This window comes from Actinomadura sp. 7K534 (assembly GCF_004348575.1).
GTDB classification, from domain to species: Bacteria; Actinomycetota; Actinomycetes; order Streptosporangiales; family Streptosporangiaceae; genus Spirillospora; species Spirillospora livida.
Genome location: NZ_SMKB01000067.1, coordinates 14,336 through 32,640, shown reverse-complemented (window position 1 = coordinate 32,640; position 18,305 = coordinate 14,336). Strand labels below are relative to the sequence as shown.

Below are 18,305 nucleotides of genomic sequence, written 5' to 3'. Positions count from 1 at the left end.
AAGAGACAGCTCCCGCACCACCCCCGCACATCCGCTTGCGCTGGCCGCATGTGGCGTTTTCGTTCATGCCTTTGGTCACACGGCGTCTCACCTCGCAGGACGTCCGTTCTGGCCCGTACGCCTTACCTGGACGTCGCTCCGCTCCGTGCGCGTCCGTCCCGCCGGTCGCTCGTTTGCTTCGTCCGCCGCGAATTTCCAGACGATTCGTGGAACTCGTCGGGTGAAAGAGTGCTCGCGCAGGTGGCGATTTGTCCTACTCTTGCCGTGAGGTGGCGTCGGCGAGCCCTGGGTAACGGTCCGATCGCGGATCGTTGGCCGGGCTTGACCTGCCTCGGGGTGAACCCTGTATACGGGTCACTCAGTTCAGTCATCGAGGCGGAGGATTCGTGGGGGAAGCGCCCGGGGCGGCGGCCGCCGGTGCACCGAACGGTGTGCTCGGCGGGACCGTGAGCCGGACCCTCACCGCGGCACGGCATGGACCCATGGGTGTGGTGCTGCGTGTCGCGGCGATGGCCGTTGCGGCCATCGGCGCGTCTTGGATCCACCGTGTCAACGACCCCGGCGTGCTCTGTCCCCTTCGGGCGCTCACCGGAATCCCGTGCCCCCTCTGCGGGAGCACCACCGTGTTCATCGAACTCGGCTCGGGCCGTCCCGCCCAGGCCGTGCTGGCGAACCCGGTGGCCCTGGTCGGCGCGATCGCCGTGGCGCTCGCACCGCTCGGGCCGGGAGGACGGTGGTGGGCACTCCAGCCGAAGACCCGTGCCTGGATGCTCGGCACCGCCCTACTGGGGTCGGAGCTGTGGCAGCTCGTCCGGTTCGGTGTTCTGCGCGTTTGAGCCGCGGTCGATCCTCGGTCAGACTTGCGGAGCCCACCGGGTCCGGCGGGCGTCACACAACCACAGGGTCAATCAATAAGGAGCAAGTGTGGGCAACCCCTACGACCCGTACGGTCAGCAGCCGGGCTACGGGCAGCAACAGCCCGGGTACGGCCAGCAGCCCCCGGCCCAGCCCGGTTACGGCCAGCAGCCGGCGCAGCCCGGTTACGGCCAGCAGCCCGGCTACGGCCAGCAGCCGCCCGCGCAGCCGGGGTACGGCCAGCAGCCCCCGGCGCAGCCCGGGTACGGCCAGCAGCCCCCCGCGCAGCACGGCTACGGCGCCCAGACGGCGCCCCCCGCCCAGGGCTACCAGCAGGAGGTGCACCACCACCACTACGGCTCGACCGGCCAGCTGGCCGAGTGGGGCTCGCGTGCCGGTGGCTACATCATCGACTACCTCATCGTCGTCGCCCCGTTCTTCGTGCTGTACCTGATCGGCAGCCTGCTCAGCGGGTCCGGCAGCGGCGGCGCGGCGGCGATCGGCGTGCTGTTCATGCTGATCGGCCTCGCCGTCTGGCTCGGCCTCTTCCTGTGGATCTGCCACCAGGAGGGCACGACCGGCCAGTCGATCGGCAAGCGGCAGATGGGCATCCGCCTGGTCGGCGCGCAGACCGGGCAGCCGATCGGCTTCGGCATGGCCGTCGTCCGCAAGATCGCGCACATCCTCGACAGCGCGCTGTGCTACCTCGGCTTCCTCTGGCCGCTGTGGGACGACCGCAAGCAGACGTTCGCCGACAAGGTGTGCAACACCATCGTGGTCCGCGCCTGATAACCGGTCCATGAGAGCGGGGCGTCCCTTCGGGGGCGCCCCGCTTCCGTTTCCCGGCCTCTGCTCCCGGCCTCTGCTCCCCGGTCTAGGTCACGGCACCGTGTCGAACGCGCTGTTGCACGCGGCCACCAGCGCCCGCCGGACGGCACGGTCCAGCAGCCGCAGCGCCTCGGCGCGGCGCCGCATCTGGTCGGCGCCGAGACCGCGGTCGTCCATCTGCCGGGCGAGTTCCACGACGAGGGACAGCCGGCCCGCGAGCGCGGCGACGCGGTGGGCGCGCGGCGGGTAGCCGGGCGCGAGCGGGTGGCCGCCGCGCTCGGGGTCGCGCAGGTCGACGAGCGCGTCGGCGATCTCGGGCGGCACGCCGGCGAAGTCGTCCACGGTCAGCAGCGCCTCGGTGGCGTCCCGCATCGCAAGCGTGAGCTGCCGGTCGGCGTCCGCGAGGGACGGGACGTCGGGCAGCCCCGGGGCGGCGTCGTGCGTCGCCCAGCGGACGCCGACGTACGACGATCCGCGCCGGTCCTCGGCGGGGACGAGGCCGATCGCCCGGCCGTCCAGCACGGCGACGACGGCGGCCCCCGCGTCGATCGCCGCGCGGTTCAGCGGGGGCGGGCCGGTCAGGCCCAGCGGGTCGCCGGGCTCGGGCAGTGCCAGCCGCAGCGCGGTCATCCCGCCGACGCGCAGGTCGCCGAGCCCGCGGCGCAGCGTCACCTCGGCGGGCTCGCCGCCCAGGATCTGCGGGCCCGCGCTCTCCTCGACCGCGTCCACCGCCTCGTCCAGGCCGACGTGCCCGGTCAGCCAGGCGTTCCCCCAGGAGACCAGCGCTGTCGCGGCGGCGGCTCTCATACGTTCTTGCTCATTCGCTTTCCCAACACTCCCGTACGAGCATGCGATCCACCATAAGCGTTCGCGAGGCCGTTGCCGCCGTACGTAAGCAACCTCTTGCGCCAGGGGTGCATAGCGGAACCGTCGTTCCGGTGGGGAGGCGGGAGGCGCCCGGCGCCCCGGATCACATAGGTTCTTGTCTGAGGTTCGGGACCACCGGATGGGAGACGAAGGCGCGCGATGGCCGGCGAAGTGCTTCAGCTCCGCGGAGTCGGGGTCAGGCGCGGCGGGGCGACCCTGCTGCGCGATGTGACGTGGACGGTGAGCGAGGGCGAGCGCTGGGTCGTGCTGGGCCCGAACGGGGCGGGGAAGACGACGCTGCTCCAGATCGCCGCCGCGATGCTGCACCCCACCGAGGGCAAGGCGGTGATCCTCGAAGAGGAGCTGGGCCGCACGGACGTCTTCGAGCTGCGCCCCCGCATCGGGCTGGCGAGCTCGTCGGTCGCCCAGAAGATACCGACCGGGGAACGCGTCGTGGACCTGGTGCTGACCGCCTCGTACGCGATCCTGGGGCGCTGGCAGGAGGAGTACGACTCGACCGACGTGAGCCGCGCGGTCTCGCTGCTGGAGGCCCTCGGCTGCGCCGACCTGATGCGCCGCACGTTCGAGACGCTGTCCGAGGGCGAGCGCAAGCGCGTCCAGATCGCCCGCGCGCTCATGCCCGACCCCGAGCTGCTGCTGCTGGACGAGCCCGCCGCGGGCCTCGACCTCGGCGGCCGGGAGGAGCTGGTGGCCCGGCTGGCGGCCTTCGCCGACGACCCGGCCGCGCCCACGATGGCGATGGTCACGCACCACGTGGAGGAGGTCCCGGAGGGCTTCACCCACGCCATGCTGCTCCGCGGCGGTGAGATCGTCGCGCAGGGGAAGGTGGACGAGGTGTTCACCGCCGAGCACCTGTCGGACACCTTCGGGCTCCCGCTCACCGTGGAGCGCCAGAACGGCCGCTGGTACGCCCGCGCCGTCCGGTGAGCCGGAGCGGACAGCCCGGATCGGTCGTTTCGGGCACCCCGGTTTCCGGGCCTACCTGCACGGTTCTCTACCATCGTGAGGCTGTTGTCGGCTTTATGACCGAGTAGGTGCGGGTGGACGTCTTCGACGCGATCGCGGTGCTGGCCGCCGGGATCGCCGCCGGCGGGATCAACGCGGTCGTGGGCTCCGGCACGCTGATCACGTTCCCGACCCTGCTCGCGCTCGGCTACCCGCCGGTCGTGGCGAACGTGTCCAACAACCTCGGCCTGGTGAGCGGCAACGTCAGCGGTGCGTACGGGTACCGCGAGGAGCTGCGGGGGCAGCGCCGCCGGCTGGTGCGGATGGGCAGCGCCTCGTTCGCCGGCGCGGTCACCGGCGGCCTCCTGCTGCTGACGCTGCCGCCCGAGGCGTTCGCCGTCATCGTGCCGGTGCTGATCTTCATCGCGCTGGTGCTGGTGGTCGTCCAGCCGAGGCTCCAGGCGTGGATGCGGGAACGCCGCGACGGGCGGGAGCGGCACCGTCCGGAGGGCGGCCCCGGCCTGTGGATCGGCGTCTTCGGCACCGGCGTGTACGGCGGCTACTTCGGCGCCGCGCAGGGGATCGTGCTGATCGCGCTGCTGGGGATCGCGCTGGACGACGACCTGCAGCGGCTCAACGGCGCCAAGAACGCGATGGTGTCCATCGTCAACGGCACGGCCGCGCTGCTGTTCATCGGGATGTGGCTGCTCGGCGAGACCGAGATCAGCTGGTGGGCGGTGCTGCTGATCGCGGTCGGCTCGACGATCGGCGGGCTGCTCGGCGCCAGGCTCGCGCGCAGGATCCCGCCGCTGGTGCTGCGCGGGGTGATCGTGGCGGTGGGACTGGCCGCGATCGCCCAGCTCCTGTTCGGCTGATCCGCGTCCGCGGCGGGATTGCCGGGGGCCGTTCCCGGGTACATATCGAACATCCGTTCGGATGCTGCAGGGGGTGCCCATGAAGGGTGACTGGGTCGAGATCGTGGTGGACGTCGGCGGATCCGCGACCAGGACCTACGAGGTCGCCGCCACCCGCGCCGGGCGCCGCGTGGAGATCGGCAATCGGCGCGGGGTGGTGGAGGTCAGCGAGGTGACCCGCACGGGCACCGCGATCCGCACGGCCCGGTTCATGTCCAACCGGGTGCTGGCCCTGGTGGAGCACCCCGTGGCCGACGAGAAGGGCGAGCGGTCCGGAGACGGGCGCGGAAACGGGCGCGGAGACGGGCGCGGAAACGGGCGCGGCGAGGCGGGCGGCTAGCGGAAGTCGGCCTTGCGGATCATGCAGTGGACGCCCTTGATCCCGTCGACCACCTGGCTGATCTCGAAGTCGGCGGCGCCGCTGAGGTAGGCGAGGGCGGTGTGCCGGGGCATCTCCTGCGTCGCAGACAGGAAGCCGACCGCGGCCCGCACGGCGCGGCGCACGGCCTCGTCGAGGTCCTCGTGCAGGCCGAGCGGCAGCCAGTGCGTGGCGGTCTCGGCGAAGGGCTCGTCCAGCATGCCGAGGAGGGCGGACGCCTCCGCGCGCGGAATCACCGTCAGCCGCAGCGTCGCGCGCAGCGGCGCCTCCAGGGCGGTGAGCGCGACCTCCCCGTTCCCCTGGGCGTAGTGCGGGTCCCCGGTGTAGAAGCCGGCACCGGGCACGTGGACGGGCAGGTAGAGCGACGAGCCGACCTGGAGTTCGTTGATGTCGAGGTTGCCGCCGTGGCTGCCCGGCGGGACCGAGTGGACGGGGTCGGCGGTGTCGGCCGCGACTCCCATCAGCCCGAGGAAGGGCTTGAGCGGGAAGCGTGCGGCGCGTCCGCCGCCGTACGGGAGCGTCCCGTGCAGCCGCCCGGCCTCCTCGACGACCTCGACGAACTCGCACACGCTGTTGTAGGCGCGGACGCCGCCGTCCTCGCCGGGGCCGCTGTCGGGGGCGGTCTCGGGGAACTCGCCGGGCAGCGCCCCGTATCCGTGCCTGCTGCTGATGAAGCCGTACGGCGCCCGGATCAGCAGGCTCAGCGTCTCGACGCGCAGCATGTCGCCGGGCTCCGCGCCGGCCACCTCGATCGGGCCGGTGACGACGTGCGGGCCGTCCTCGTCGTAGTCGTGGGCGACTCCGGAAGCGGCCAGGTCGCGGGCGTCGGCGAGCACCTCCCCGGCGGGGACGCCGAATCCCGCGAGGTACGTGACCGGGTCGCGGCCCTGGTCCTCCAGGATGCCCTCGTGGCTGAGCGTGTCGATGGTGACGGTGTCGCCGGACGCGACCCGCAGCACCGGGGGCCGGTCCCGGTTCGGGAGCCGGCCCCACAGGCAGGTCTCGGGGGTGGTCGGGAGGTAGTGCGCGCCGTCGATCCGGCCTTCTTTGGGCTGAAGCATGTCCGAATGCTCGCCGCCGGGTGGTGCGGCACCGTTCCGAGACCGTTAACCGCGTGTAAAACCTGCATCATCCGAGATGGTGTCTCGTATAGGCGCTACAGGTCGAGCACCAGGCGAGACGAGGTGCAGCGGCCCACGCAGATCATCATGGTCCTGCCCGCGGCCCGCTCCTCCTCGGTGAGCAGCGAGTCCCGGTGCTCGGGCTCGCCGGCCAGGACGCGCGTCTCGCACGCCCCGCAGTAGCCCTTCTCGCAGTCGTACGACAGGCCGGGCACCGCCTCCTGGACGACCTCGATGAGCCGCCGGTCGGCGGGGACGCGCAGCGTGGCGCCCGTCCGCGCGAGGTGGACGTCGAACTCGGTGTTCAGCGCCGGGTCGAACGCCACCTCCAGCGAGTCGTCGCCGGTGAAGCGCTCGACGTGCAGGCGGGGGCGGATCCCCAGCTCGTCGCAGACGCCCTCCGCCGCGGCGATCATCCCGGTGGGGCCGCAGCAGTAGACGGCGGCGTCCGGTCCGGCCTCCGCGAGGATCGCCTTCAGGTCCGGGACGCCGGCCTCGTCCTGGGGCAGCACCCGGAGCCGGTCGCCGGCGAGGGCGGCGAGCTCGTCCAGGAACGCCATCGTGGCGCGGGTGCGGCCGCCGTACACGACGCGGAAGCCGGCTCCCCGCGCGGCCGCCGCGCGGACCATGGCCAGAATGGGCGTGACGCCGATCCCGCCCGCGAGGAACAGGTAGGACGGTGCGTCCACGAGCGGGAAGTGGTTGCGCGGGCCGCGCACGCCGAACGTGACGCCCTCGCGTGCGAGCGCGTGCACCTCCTCCGAGCCGCCCCGGCCGTCCGGCTCGCGCAGCACGGCGATGCGGTAGCGCGTGCGGTCGTCCGGGTCGCCGCACAGCGAGTACTGGCGCACCCGGCCGGACGGAAGCCGCAGCTCAAGGTGCGCGCCGGGCTCCCACGCGGGGGTCTCCGCGCCGTCGGGCCGCGCCAGCGTCAGGGCGAGCACGCCGTCGGCCGCGGGCTCGGCGCGCGTCACGGTCAGGTCGTAGGCGGTGCCGAGCGGGGAAGCGGCCACCGACGTGCCGGTGGCGCGCGGACCCGGGGTGAAGACGGCCGGGATCGCGTCCCAGCCCTTCTGGTTGCCGTTGGTCGGGTACCCGACGAGGCCGTCCTCCAGTACGCGGAAGTCCGGGAGACGGGTCAGGACCTGCGTCATCATCTCCCGGAACATCGCCCTGGCCAGGTGCGCCCCGGCGCAGCGGTGCGAGCCGATCCCGAAGCTGAGGTGCCGGGACGCGTCGCGGTCGAGCCGGATCTCCTCGGGCTCGGGGAACACGGCGGGGTCGTGGTTGGCGGCCACCCACGGGATCAGGACGCGCTCGCCGGCCTTGACCGGGCAGCCGCCGATCTCGACGTCGTCCAGCGCGGTGCGGGCCATCGACTGCGACGGCGCGAACGCCCGCAGGAACTCCTCGGTGGCGCGCTCCAGCAGGTCGGGGGACTCGATGAGGCGCTGCCGCTGCTCGGGATTGCGGCTCAGGTGGACGAGCGTCGACCCGGTCAGCGAGGTGGTGGTGTCGACGCCGCCCGCGATGAGCAGGCCGATCACCGAGACCAGCTCGTCCTCGCCGAACGGCTCGCCGTGCTCGTCGCGCGCGCCGACGAGGGCGCTGACCGCGTCCTCGGCGGGCTCGGCGCGGCGGTCGCGGATCAGCTCGCGGATGCGCCGCTCCATGTAGGCGAGGCCCTCGGCGCCCCGCTGCGCGCGCTCGCTGCCGGCGGGGGCGGCGAAGATGTCGTGCACCGGCCCGGCGAGCCTCGCCCAGTCCTCCTCGGGGAAGCCCAGCCAGTCGAGGGTGACGGCGGCGGGGACCGGGTTGGTCAGGTCGCGGACGAAGTCGGCCGAGCCCAGCTCGATGAACGCGTCCACGGCCCGCGCTGCGTGCCGGGCGATCATCGGGCGCAGCCGCTCGACCGCCGCCGGGGTGAGCAGCGGGTTGATCAGGTCGCGGTAGCCGGTGGCGCGGGGCGGGTCGAGCTCGATCGGGTACTGCTCCAGGCCCGGCCCGCTCGGGATGACGATCGCGACGCCGTCCACGCCGGTCGCCTCGCGCGCGGAGGAGAACGCCTCGTCGTCCCGGGCGATCCGCGCGACGTCGGCGTACCGCGTCGTGTAGACGAACCCGCCGTGCGCCGAGGTGCGCCCGACGGGGCACCCCTCCCGGTACGCCGCGTAGTACGCGACCGGGTCGGCGTTGCATTCGTCCGAGTGGTGGTCGAACTGCTCCTGCTGTGTCATCTGCTGCTGCGTCATGTGCGCGACTCCAGGTGCCGCATGGCTTCCGCGCGGTGTTGCCCAGCCGCGCCTCTGGGAACTTCGGGGGCCGGCCTCGCAGACCGGCCTCGGGGACGGCCTCGCGGTCAGAAGGTCAGGACGGCCTTGCCGACCGTCCCGCTCTTCGCCGCGTCGACGGCGTCGCCGATCCGCTCGAACGGGAAGCGCGCCACGATCTCGTGCACCGGGAACCGGCCCGCGGCGTGCAGCCGCAGCAGCTCGGGCACGAAGACCTGCGGGATCGCGCCGCCGCCGATGATGCCGGTGATCGTGCGGCCGTTGAGGACGCTGCGCCAGTCGAAGCTCATCTCCGCGCTCGGCCCGACGCCGATCACGCCGCAGTGGCCGAGCGGGGCGAGGGCCTCCACGCCGGTGCGGAGCACGTCCGCGCGGCCGGTGGTCTCCAGGACGAAGTCGAACCCGTCCGGGGCGATCGAGCGCAGCTCCTCGGCGGCGCCCTCGCCCCCGGTCACGCCGTGGGTGGCGCCGAGGGAGCGGGCCGTGGCCAGCCGCTCGGCGTTGAGGTCCACGACGGCGACGGTGGTGCAGCCGCTGAGCGCCGCCGCGAGGACGGACGCGATGCCCACCGACCCCGCGCCGAAGATCGCGATCGACGACCCGGGGGAGGGCCGCAGCACGTTGAGCACGCCGCCCGCGCCGGTCTGGAAGCCGCAGCCGAACGGCCCGGCCAGGGTGAGGTCGGCGTCCTTGCCGATCGGCACGACGGCCCGCTCGGGCGCGACCACGTGGTCGGCGAACGCCGACTGGCCGAGGAAGTGCGCGTTGATCTCGGTGCCGCCGAGCGAGACGGCCGAGGACCCGTCGGGTCGCCGCCCGCTGAAGTTGAGCGCGTCGAACCGCAGGCAGTAGCCGGGCGAACCGGTCAGGCAGGGCCGGCAGCGCCCGCACGAGGTGAAGGACAGGGCCACGTGGTCGCCCGGCGCCACGGACGTGACCCGGTCGCCGACCCGCTCCACGATGCCGGCGCCCTCGTGCCCGAGCACGGCGGGCGCCTCGAAGAACGTCGCGAACTCAAGGTCGGTCGCGCAGATGCCGACCGCGCTGAGCCGGACCAGGACCTCGTCCGGGCGGGGCGGGCCGAGTTCCACGTCCCGCAGGGCCAGGGGCTCCCCGGGACGGTCCAGTACGGCGGCGGTGACCCGCATGCGGCCTCCCAACGTTCATTTCATAAAGAGATATGGCATCTTGACATGCGGGATAATTCCGGTCAAGGATTCCGGTATGTCCGCACTTGAGATTCCGGTCGCCCGCCAGCTGATCGACGGAGCCTGGGTCCCCGCCGCTGACCAGGGAGAACTCCCGGTCCTGGACCCGGCGAACAGCAAGGTTATCCAGCAAATCGCGCGCGGCGGCCAGGCCGACGTGGACGCCGCCGTCGCCGCGGCCCGGCGCGCGTTCCCCGGCTGGGCCGCGACCTCGCCCACCGAGCGCGGCGCGCTGCTGGGCCGCTGGGCCGCGCTGGTCATGGAGCGCGTCGAGGACCTCGCCCGGGCCGAGGCCCGCGACGTCGGCAAGCCGCTGTCCGGCGGGCGGATGAACGCGTTCATCGCGCAGGGGATCATCGACTACTTCGCCGGCGCCGCCGACAAGCTCACCGGCGTCACGCTGCCCACCCGCACGCCCGACTACCTCGGGTTCACGATCCCGGAGCCGTGGGGCGTGTGCGCGGTGACGCTTCCGTGGAACGTTCCGACCCTGCTGTCGGCGGCCAACGTGGCGCCCGCGCTCGCGGCTGGCAACACGGTCGTGCTCAAGCCGTCGGAGGTCGCCCCGCTCGGCCCGCTGGCGCTGGCGGAGCTGGCCCGCGAGGCCGGCCTGCCGCCCGGGGTGTTCAACGTCGTCACCGGGCTCGGCGCGGAGGCGGGCCAGGCGCTCACCTCCCACCCGGACATCGACCACATCAGCTTCGTCGGCTCCACCGCGACCGGCAGCGCGGTGATGCGCGCCGCGTCCGAGAACCTGGTGCCGGTCAAGCTGGAGCTGGGCGGCAAGTCGCCCAACGTCGTGTTCGCCGACGCCGACCTCGACGTGGCCATCCCGGCGATCGTCGGCTCGATCACCGAGAACGCGGGCCAGAACTGCTACGCGGGCTCGCGGCTCCTGGTCGAGGAGTCGATCCGCGACGAGGTGACCGAGCGCGTCGCGGCGGGCATGCGCGCCGTCCGGCTCGGTACCTGGGACCAGGACCTCGACATGGGGCCGCTGGTCAGCCGAGAGCAGCGGGAGCGCGTGCTCGGCTTCCTGGAGGAGGCGCCCGGCGAGGGCGCGCGCGTCGTCACCGGCGGCGCGAAGGCCGAGGTGCCGGACGAGGGCTGGTTCGTGGCGCCGACCGTCCTGGACCGGGTGGACCGGGGGATGCGGGTCGTGCGCGAGGAGGTCTTCGGGCCGGTGCTCGCGATCCAGGGCTTCACCGGGACCGCGCAGGCCGTCGAGATGATGAACGACACCGACTTCGGGCTGCTGGCCTGCATCTGGACCGACGACGTGTCGCGGGCGCTCCGCGCGGCCAAGGAGGTGCGGGCCGGGCAGGTCGCCGTGAACCAGTTCCACGACGCGGGCGTCATCGGCTTCCCGTTCAACATGCAGAAGGACAGCGGGTTCAGCGCGGGCGGCGGATACGCGGCGCTGCGCGAGTACACGCAGGAGAAGGCGGTGGCGGTGCGGCTGCTCGACCGCTGAGCCGCCCGCGCCGCGATTTCCGGCGCAGGGTGTTGACACGCCCCGTGAGCGGGGTTCAGAGTTGCCCTCACATTGCGAGTCGGTGGCTCACAATGCGAGATGACAGGAAGTGGCTGAGGGCGGAGGTCCCTGGTGAAAGCGCTGGTCCAGACGGGGTTCGGCGGCCCGGAGGTGGTGTCGCTGCGGCACATCGCCGACCCGGTCCCCGGTCCCCGTGACGTGCTGGTCCGGGTACGGGCCTGCGCGCTGAACCGGCTCGACGTCATGCAGCGCCGCGGCCCCGCGGTGCTGCCGGGCTTCCGCCTCCCGCACATCGCCGGCATGGACGTCGCCGGCCACGTCGCGGCGGCCGGGGACGAGGTCGCCGGGTACGCGCCCGGCGACCGCGTGGTGGTCGACCCGACGCACGGCTGCGGGACGTGCCCGCGCTGCGCCGCCGGGGAGCCCGGCCACTGCGCCGCCGTCCGCGTCATCGGCGGGAACACCGCCGGCGGGTTCGCCGAGTACGTGCGGGTGCCCGCCCGGCTCGTCCACCGCGTCCCCGGGCACGTCGACCTGGCCGAGGCCGCCGCGCTGCCGTCGGCGTGGAGCACCGCCTGGCGCGCCACCGTCACGGTCGGCGCGGTCGCCGCCGGCGAGACCGTGCTGGTGCAGGCCGCGGCCAGCGGCGTCAGCATCGCCGCGGTGCAGCTCGCCAAGCGCGCCGGGGCGCGGGTCGTCGCGGTCGCGGGCAGCGACGCCAAGCTCGCGCTCGCCGCCGACCTGGGCGCCGACCTGCTGCTGCACAACGACGCCGACGTCGTCGCGGCCGTGCGCCGCTTCACCGGCGGCGAGGGCGCCGACCTCGCGCTCGACCACGTCGGCGCGGCGACCTGGCAGACCTCCCTGGACTCCCTGCGCGCGGGCGGGCGCCTGGTGACGTTCGGCAACACCACCGGCGACGAGGTCACGCTCTCCCTCGCCGGCGTGTACCACCGCGGGCTGCGGGTGCTGGGCACGGGCGCCTACACCGAGGCCGAGTTCGCCGCGATGCTTGACGCGTACTTCGGCGGCGGCCTGCGGACCGTCCGGATGGCCGAGTACGGCATGGACGAGCTGCCCGCCGCGTTCGCCGCCGCCGAGTCGCGGGCGGCCATCGGCAAGATCCTGGTCCGCCCATGAGCGGGCCGAACCTGACCGGGCCGAACGGGTCCCCGCTCCTGGTCACCGGCGGGACGGTCGTCACGATGGCGCCCGGACGCGAGGTCGTCACGGACGCCACCGTCGCGGTCGAGGACGGGCGCATCGCCGGCATCGGCGCCTACGGGACGCTCCGCGCGGCCCACCCCGGCGCCGCGGAACTCGACGCGACCGGCTGCGTCGTGATCCCCGGCCTGGTCAACGCCCACCAGCACTGCACCGTGGACCCGCTGATCCGCAGCGTGATCCCCGACGACATCGACGCCCAGGAGGCGATCTTCGGCTGGGCGGTGCCGCTGCACGGGCGCGTCACCGGTGACGACGACGAGCTGTCGGCGACGCTGACCGCCGCCGAGTCGCTGCTGCGCGGGGTCACCACCGTCCTGGAGGCGGGCACCGTGGCGCACCCCGGCCGGGTCGCCGCGGGGCTGGAGGCGGCCGGGATCCGGGGACGGGTCGGCGGCTGGGGCTGGGACGCCCCGGGCGTGCCGCACTCGCTGCCCGCCGCCGAGGCCCTCGCCCGCCAGGAGGAGATCGTCCGGAGCCTCCCCGCCGCGGGACGGGTGACCGGATGGATCACGCTGGTCGGCCACGACCTGGTGAGCGACGAGCTGTTCACCGGCGCCGCCGAGCTCGCCGAGCGCCTCGGCACCACGATGACCTTCCACATGTCGCCCGGACCCGGCGACGCCGAGTCGTACCTGCGGCGCACCGGCGTCCGCCCGCTCGTCCACCTGCGCGAGCTGGGCGTGCTGGGGCCGCGGCTGGTCCTCGGCCACGCCGTGTGGCTCGACGACGCCGAGGTCGAGGCCGTCCTCGCGACCCGCACCGCCGTGGCGTCGTGCCCGGGCGCGTACCTGCGGCTCGGCCAGGGCTACACGCGGGCCGGGCGGCACGGCGAGCTGGTCCGCCGCGGCGGCCGCGTCGCGCTCGGCTGCGACGCCCACAACGCCGGCGACGCACCCGACGTGCTGCGCGCGGCCGGGCTGCTGGCCGGCCTGGAGAACGACCGGGGCACCTGGCCGCTGCGCGCCGACGAGGCGTTCGCACTGGCCACGTGCGCCGGTGCCGAGGCCGTCGGCCTCGGCGACCTGATCGGGTCGATCGAGGTCGGCAAGGCCGCCGACCTCGTCGTGCTCGACGCGCACGACCCGGCCTGGACGCCGCCCGGCGACCTGGCCACGCACCTGGTGTGGGGTGCACCCGGCCACACCGTCCGCGACGTCCTGGTCGACGGGAAGGCGGTCGTCCGCGACCGCCGGATCACGACCGTCGACACAGCGGAGCTCCGCCGGGAGGCGGAGTCGCGGTCGGCCGCGCTGCTGCGCGCGGCCGGACTGCGGATCCCCCGCCGCTGGCCGGTGGTCACCGCCACCGGCAGACCCAGCTCCCGCAACCTGCTCGTCTCATCGTCCGATCGGAAGGACCCCTGAGGTGAAGAACCGTAGAACGGTACGGATCGCGAGCGCGGCCGTCGCGTGCGCCACCCTGCTCGCCCTCGCCGGCTGCGCCGACAGCGACGCCACCGCCAACCAAGGCGCCTCCTCCGGCGCCGCCGGCGGCGTCGTGCCGAACGCCGACGTCAACGGCGACGGCAAGGTCGTCATCGGCGTGCTCAGCCCCGGCGACATCAACGACAACGGCTACTACGAGAGCTTCGTGACCAGCGCCGACGCGTTCGCCAAGGAGAAGGGCTGGGAGATCATCAAGCGCGGCAGCGTCCCGGAGAGCGAGGCGCTGAGCGCCGCCCGCGCGCTGTGCCAGCAGAAGGTCGACATGATCGCGCTCGGCGCCTCCGAGCTCAAGGACGCCATCCCCGCCTCGGAGGAGGCGGTGTGCGAGAAGACCGCGTGGTACGTCCCGAGCTCCGGCAACGTCGAGCAGACGCCCCGGATCATGCTGTCCACCGACGACCCCGCGCAGAGCATCCTGTCCGCCGGCTACGCGACCGGCGTCCTGATGCAGCAGCGCAACACCAAGAAGGCGGCCTTCGTGGCCGGCATGGAGGTCGACTTCAACATCAACGCCTCCAAGGCGTTCCAGGCGGGCATCAAGTCGGTGATCCCGGACGCGAACATCACCACCACCTACGCGGGCGACCAGGACGACGCCGCCAAGGCCAAGGAAGCGGTGCAGGCGCAGATCGACCAGGGCGTCGGGGCCGTGTACCCGTACCTCGGCGGCTCGACCGACGCCGCGACCAAGCTCGCCAACACCAAGAAGCTCATCACGCTGACCCCGGGCACCGACCGGTGCGACTCGACCGACCCGAAGTTCGACCTGTCGGTGCTGTTCAGCCCCGGTGACTACTTCGCCGAGGCGCTGAAGCTGTTCGCCGACGGCAAGCTCGAAATGGGCGTGCAGAAGGTCTGGACGATCGGCAAGGACCCGTACCCCACGGTCAAGCTCTGCGGCGACAACCCCGAGGCGAAGCAGAAGATCGACCAGTTCATGGAGGACATCGCGAGCGGGAAGATCGACGCCTCCGCGGAAGTGGAGAGGCTCGGTAAGTGACATGACCGATCGTGACGGCCTCCCCGGCGACGGCCTCGGTCACCACGGCGGGGCTCGGGCGCCCGCGCTGGAACTGCGCGGGATCTGCAAGTCCTACGGGCCGGTCGTGGCCTGCGACGCGGTGGACCTGACCGTCCACCGCGGCGAGATCCACGGCCTGCTCGGCGAGAACGGCGCGGGCAAGTCCACGCTGATGAAGGTCCTGCTCGGCCTCGTCCGGCGCGACACGGGATCCATCCGGCACGACGGCCGCCCGGTCGACGTCGCGGGGCCGCAGGAGGCGATCGCGCTCGGCATCGGCATGGTGCACCAGCACTTCAGCCTCGTCGAGCCGCTCACCGTCTGGGAGAACGTCACTCTCGGCGACACGGGCAAGGTCGACCGGGCACGGGCGTGCGAGCAGGTCACGGAGGTCGGTGCCCGGTACGGGCTGCCGATCGACCCGCTCGCCCCCGTGTCCCGGCTGTCGGCCGGGGAGCGGCAGCGGGTCGAGCTGATCAAGTGCCTGCGCCGCGACCCCTCCGTCCTCGTCCTGGACGAGCCCACCTCGGTGCTCACCCAGGCCGAGTCGGCGGAGCTGTTCGGCGTGCTGCGCGAGGTCGTCGCCGGCGAGGACCGCGCGGTGATCCTGATCAGCCACAAGCTGGCGGAGATCACCACGGCCACCGACCGGGTGACCGTGCTGCGCCGGGGGCGGGTCGCGTTCCACAGCGTGACCGCGGAGACCAGCGCGCAGGAACTGGCCCGGCAGATGGTCGGCCGGGACGTCTCGCTGCGCGCCGAGGCCGCCGCCCTCGGCATGCTGCCGGTGGAGCGCCGCGGCGGCCGTAAGCAGGAGGAGGCGCCGGAACCCGGCGTTGAGCCCGCGCTCCGGCTGTCCGGCGTCACCGTCCGGTCCGACGGCGTCCCGCTGCTCGACGACTTCAGCCTGGAGGTCGCGCCCGGCGAGATCCTCGGGCTGTACGGCGTGGAGGGCAACGGCCAGGCGACGCTGGGCGACCTGCTGTCCGGCCTGGTCGAGCCCGCCGCCGGGACGATCGAGGTCGGCGGGACGCCGGTCGACCCGGCCAAGCCGGGCGCGCTGCACACGGCCGGCCTCGGCATCATCCCCGAGGACCGGCACGCCTCCGGCGTCGTCCTCGACATGAGCGTCGCGGACAACCTGGTGATGAAGTCCCTCGAAGGCGTCAGCGGCCGGCTGCTGATCGACCGCCGGAAGACCCACGAGCTGGCCCGGCGGCTGGCGACCGAGTTCAACATCATCACCTCGTCGCTGGACAACCCCGTCCGCAGCCTGTCGGGCGGGAACCAGCAGCGGGTGGTCCTCGCCAGGGAGATGTCGGCGAACCCGTCGGTCCTGATCGCCGCCCAGCCCACCCACGGGCTGGACGTCGGCGCCATCGAGGACATGTACCTGCGCCTGCGCAAGGCGGCGTCGAGCGGCGTGGCGGTCCTGCTCATCAGCACCGAGCTGGAGGAGGTCATGGCCCTGTCCTCGCGCATCGCGGTCATCTCCGGCGGCCGCATAGCGGGCCTCCTCCCCACCGCCGAAGCCACCGCCGAACGCCTCGGCATGCTCGTGGGAGGGGTGGCCGCGTGACCGGAGGGCACGGCGTGAACGACGCCGACCGGATGGGGCGGCGGCTCGCCGCCGCCTTGAACCCCGGGCCCGGTGGGGTCCAGGTGGCCCTGGCCACGGCGGTCGCGGTCGCGCTGGCACTGGCGTTCTCGTCGGTGCTGGTCGCGCTGACCGGAGGGTCGCCGGGCGGGGCCGTGAAGGCGCTGTACGACGGCAGTCTGGCGAACTCGTCGGCGATCAGCTCGACGCTGCTGTACGCGGCGCCGCTGCTGCTGGTCGCGGTCGGGACGTGCGTGTGCGTCCGCGCCGGCGTGTTCAACCTCGGCCAGGAGGGCCAGGTGCTCATCGGCGCGCTGGCCGGGGCCGCGGTCGGGCTGCGGCTGGCCGTGCCGGGGCCGGCGCTGCTGGTGATCGCGATGGTCGCGGCTGCGCTGGCGGGCGGGGCGTGGGCCGGGATCAGCTCGCTGATGCACCGGTTCCGCGGCGTCAACATCGTGGTGAGCACGCTGCTGATGACGTTCCTCGCGCAGCAGCTCGTCTCGTTCGCGGTCAACACCGAGTGGCTGCTGCAGGAGACGCGGCGCGGCGGCGCGACCGTCTCGCCGCAGTCCAACCGGCTGCCGGAGAACGGCCTGCTGGGCTCGTTCGGCGAGTACCCGGGGCTGCAGATCAACGGCGGTCTGCTCCTCGCGCTGCTCGCGGCGGTGGTCATCGCGGTGCTGATCGCGCGCAGCCGGTGGGGTTTCCGGCTGACGATGCTCGGCCTGAACCCGCGGGCGGCACGGCACGCCGGGGTGCGCGTCGCGGCGCTCAGCGGCACCGCGCTCGCGGTGTCGGGCGCGTTCGCGGGCCTGGCCGGAGCGGTCCTGCTGACCAGCCCGGTCGGCACCAACCGGCTGCAGCAGGGCCTGTCCAACAACATCGGCTGGGACGGGCTGCTGGTGGCGCTGGTCGCCCGCAACCGCCCGCTGGCGGCGATCCCGGTCGCGCTGCTGTTCGGTGTGCTGCGTTCCGGGGGCGGGTTCCTGGCGTCGACCGGTGTCCCGCACTTCCTGGTGGACGTGGTCAAGTCGCTGCTGGTGCTCGCGTTCGTCGTCCCGCCCGTGCTGACCGAGGCGCTGCGCCGCCGGCGCGCGGGCCGCGGGGCGGGGACCGACGCGGACGTCCCGGCAGCCGAGCCCAAGGAGGCGGTGGCGTCATGAGCGCCGCGGACAACATCTCCACGATCCTCGCCAGCGGCGCCCGGCTGACGGTGCCGCTCGCGTTCGCGGCCTGCGGGGAGTACCTCGCGGAGCGGGCCGGGACGGTGAACATCTCCGTCGAGGCGATGATGCTGGGCGGGGCGTTCGGCGCGGTCGCCGGCGCGTCCGTGACCGGCAGCGCCTCGTCAGGGCTCGTCGTCGGGATGCTGGTCGGCCTGTTCATCGGGTTCGTGCACGGCAACCTGTCGCACCGCGCCGCGGTGAACACGTTCGTGGTCGGCCTCGTCCTCAACACGCTGGTGCTGGGGCTGACGAGCTACCTGATCGTCACCGGGACGTTCACCGGCCACCAGGTGTGGCAGGTCAGCGTGCCGGTGCTGCGCGACATCCCGATCGTCGGGCAGGTGCTGTTCGTCGAGCGGTGGCCGGTCTACCTGCTGATCGCCGTGGTCCCGCTGACGTGGTGGCTGGTCGAGCGCAGCCGCTGGGGCCTGGAGCTGCGGGCGGTCGGCGAGGATCCGCAGGCCGCGGACGTGACCGGCATCGACGTGAACGCGCGGCGCCGCCAGGCGCTGCTGTGGTGCGGGCTGCTGGCCGGGCTCGGCGGCGCGTACCTGGCGGTGGGCGAGGTCGGCTCGTTCAGCCAGAACATGACCGCGGGCCGCGGGTTCATCGTGATCGCCGCGGTGATCTTCGGGGCGTGGCGGCTGGGCCGCACGCTGCTCGGCTGCGCGCTGTTCGGGCTCGCCGACGCGATGCGGCTGGCGCTGCCCGCGCTGGGCGTCTCGCTGAACTCGCAGCTGCTGATCGTCGCCCCCTATCTGCTGGCGCTGGTGGCCATGCTGCTGTTCGCCGCCAAGGACCGCGAGCCGCGGGCCCTGGGCAAGGCGTTCCAGCGAGGCACGGCGTGACGGGGTACGGCGTGACC

General features: G+C 73.4%; 16 protein-coding genes. 12 read left to right on the top strand and 4 right to left on the bottom strand.

Annotated elements, in window-relative coordinates; genetic code table 11:
* Window positions 1-482 precede the first annotated feature (482 nt).
* Both E1266_RS39435 and E1266_RS15955 read left to right on the top strand, forming a co-directional pair.
* The gene (locus E1266_RS39435) at window positions 483-836 is read left to right on the top strand and encodes a DUF2752 domain-containing protein (protein ID WP_132047628.1); all 354 of its coding nucleotides are present in this window, start codon (window positions 483-485) and stop codon (window positions 834-836) included.
* Between the two features lie 88 nt (window positions 837-924).
* Complete coding sequence (locus E1266_RS15955) at window positions 925-1,644, top strand: RDD family protein (RefSeq protein ID WP_132047626.1); 720 nt, start codon at window positions 925-927, stop codon at window positions 1,642-1,644.
* A 90-nt stretch (window positions 1,645-1,734) separates the two neighbouring features.
* Here E1266_RS15955 and E1266_RS15950 read toward each other — a convergent pair whose 3' ends face one another.
* The gene (locus E1266_RS15950; RefSeq protein WP_132047624.1) at window positions 1,735-2,490 is read right to left on the bottom strand and encodes a hypothetical protein; all 756 of its coding nucleotides are present in this window, start codon (window positions 2,488-2,490) and stop codon (window positions 1,735-1,737) included.
* A 219-nt stretch (window positions 2,491-2,709) separates the two neighbouring features.
* Between E1266_RS15950 and E1266_RS15945 the strand changes: the two genes are divergently transcribed.
* The 3 genes from E1266_RS15945 (at window position 2,710) to E1266_RS15935 (ending at window position 4,770) form a co-directional block, all read left to right on the top strand.
* Window positions 2,710-3,498, top strand: coding sequence for an ABC transporter ATP-binding protein (locus E1266_RS15945; protein WP_132047622.1), 789 nt, complete (start codon window positions 2,710-2,712; stop codon window positions 3,496-3,498).
* A 113-nt stretch (window positions 3,499-3,611) separates the two neighbouring features.
* Entirely contained in the window at window positions 3,612-4,391 is a 780-nt protein-coding gene (locus tag E1266_RS15940) for a sulfite exporter TauE/SafE family protein (protein WP_132047638.1), read from the top strand.
* Between the two features lie 79 nt (window positions 4,392-4,470).
* Window positions 4,471-4,770 carry a hypothetical protein gene (locus E1266_RS15935; RefSeq protein ID WP_132047620.1) on the top strand — a complete coding sequence of 100 codons (300 nt, stop codon included), beginning with the start codon at window positions 4,471-4,473 and terminating at the stop codon, window positions 4,768-4,770.
* On the opposite strand, the gene E1266_RS15930 is transcribed toward E1266_RS15935, so the two are convergent.
* The 3 genes from E1266_RS15930 to E1266_RS15920 all read right to left on the bottom strand — a co-directional run bounded on the left by E1266_RS15930 (window position 4,767) and on the right by E1266_RS15920 (window position 9,369).
* Entirely contained in the window at window positions 4,767-5,870 is a 1,104-nt protein-coding gene (locus tag E1266_RS15930; RefSeq protein WP_132047618.1) for an acetamidase/formamidase family protein, read from the bottom strand. The genes E1266_RS15935 and E1266_RS15930 overlap by 4 nt on opposite strands.
* Before the next feature lie 95 nt (window positions 5,871-5,965).
* Window positions 5,966-8,182: a cytochrome P450 gene (locus tag E1266_RS15925; RefSeq protein ID WP_132047616.1), complete on the bottom strand. Its 2,217-nt coding sequence runs from the start codon at window positions 8,180-8,182 to the stop codon at window positions 5,966-5,968.
* Window positions 8,183-8,289: 107 nt separating this feature from the next.
* The gene (locus tag E1266_RS15920; RefSeq protein ID WP_132047614.1) at window positions 8,290-9,369 is read right to left on the bottom strand and encodes an NAD(P)-dependent alcohol dehydrogenase; all 1,080 of its coding nucleotides are present in this window, start codon (window positions 9,367-9,369) and stop codon (window positions 8,290-8,292) included.
* Window positions 9,370-9,445: 76 nt separating this feature from the next.
* On the opposite strand from E1266_RS15920, the gene E1266_RS15915 reads away from it, so the two are divergent.
* The 7 genes from E1266_RS15915 to E1266_RS15885 all read left to right on the top strand — a co-directional run bounded on the left by E1266_RS15915 (window position 9,446) and on the right by E1266_RS15885 (window position 18,288).
* Window positions 9,446-10,903 carry an aldehyde dehydrogenase family protein gene (locus E1266_RS15915; protein ID WP_132047612.1) on the top strand — a complete coding sequence of 486 codons (1,458 nt, stop codon included), beginning with the start codon at window positions 9,446-9,448 and terminating at the stop codon, window positions 10,901-10,903.
* Window positions 10,904-11,035: 132 nt separating this feature from the next.
* Window positions 11,036-12,064, top strand: a complete 1,029-nt coding sequence (locus E1266_RS15910) for a zinc-binding dehydrogenase (RefSeq protein ID WP_132047610.1) — start codon at window positions 11,036-11,038, stop codon at window positions 12,062-12,064.
* A complete protein-coding gene (locus E1266_RS15905; protein ID WP_132047608.1) occupies window positions 12,061-13,515 on the top strand; it encodes an amidohydrolase family protein in 1,455 nt (484 codons plus the stop codon). The genes E1266_RS15910 and E1266_RS15905 overlap by 4 nt, the downstream gene beginning before the upstream one ends.
* A gap of 1 nt (window position 13,516) precedes the next feature.
* On the top strand, window positions 13,517-14,596 hold the full coding sequence (locus E1266_RS15900) for a BMP family ABC transporter substrate-binding protein (RefSeq protein ID WP_207945673.1): 1,080 nt from the start codon (window positions 13,517-13,519) through the stop codon (window positions 14,594-14,596).
* 1 nt (window position 14,597) lies between these two features.
* Window positions 14,598-16,196, top strand: coding sequence for an ABC transporter ATP-binding protein (locus E1266_RS15895; RefSeq protein ID WP_132047606.1), 1,599 nt, complete (start codon window positions 14,598-14,600; stop codon window positions 16,194-16,196).
* Window positions 16,193-17,377, top strand: a complete 1,185-nt coding sequence (locus E1266_RS15890) for an ABC transporter permease (protein WP_207945671.1) — start codon at window positions 16,193-16,195, stop codon at window positions 17,375-17,377. The genes E1266_RS15895 and E1266_RS15890 overlap by 4 nt, the downstream gene beginning before the upstream one ends.
* On the top strand, window positions 17,374-18,288 hold the full coding sequence (locus tag E1266_RS15885) for an ABC transporter permease (protein ID WP_132047604.1): 915 nt from the start codon (window positions 17,374-17,376) through the stop codon (window positions 18,286-18,288). Before E1266_RS15890 ends, E1266_RS15885 begins: the two co-directional genes overlap by 4 nt.
* Window positions 18,289-18,305: the final 17 nt, after the last annotated feature.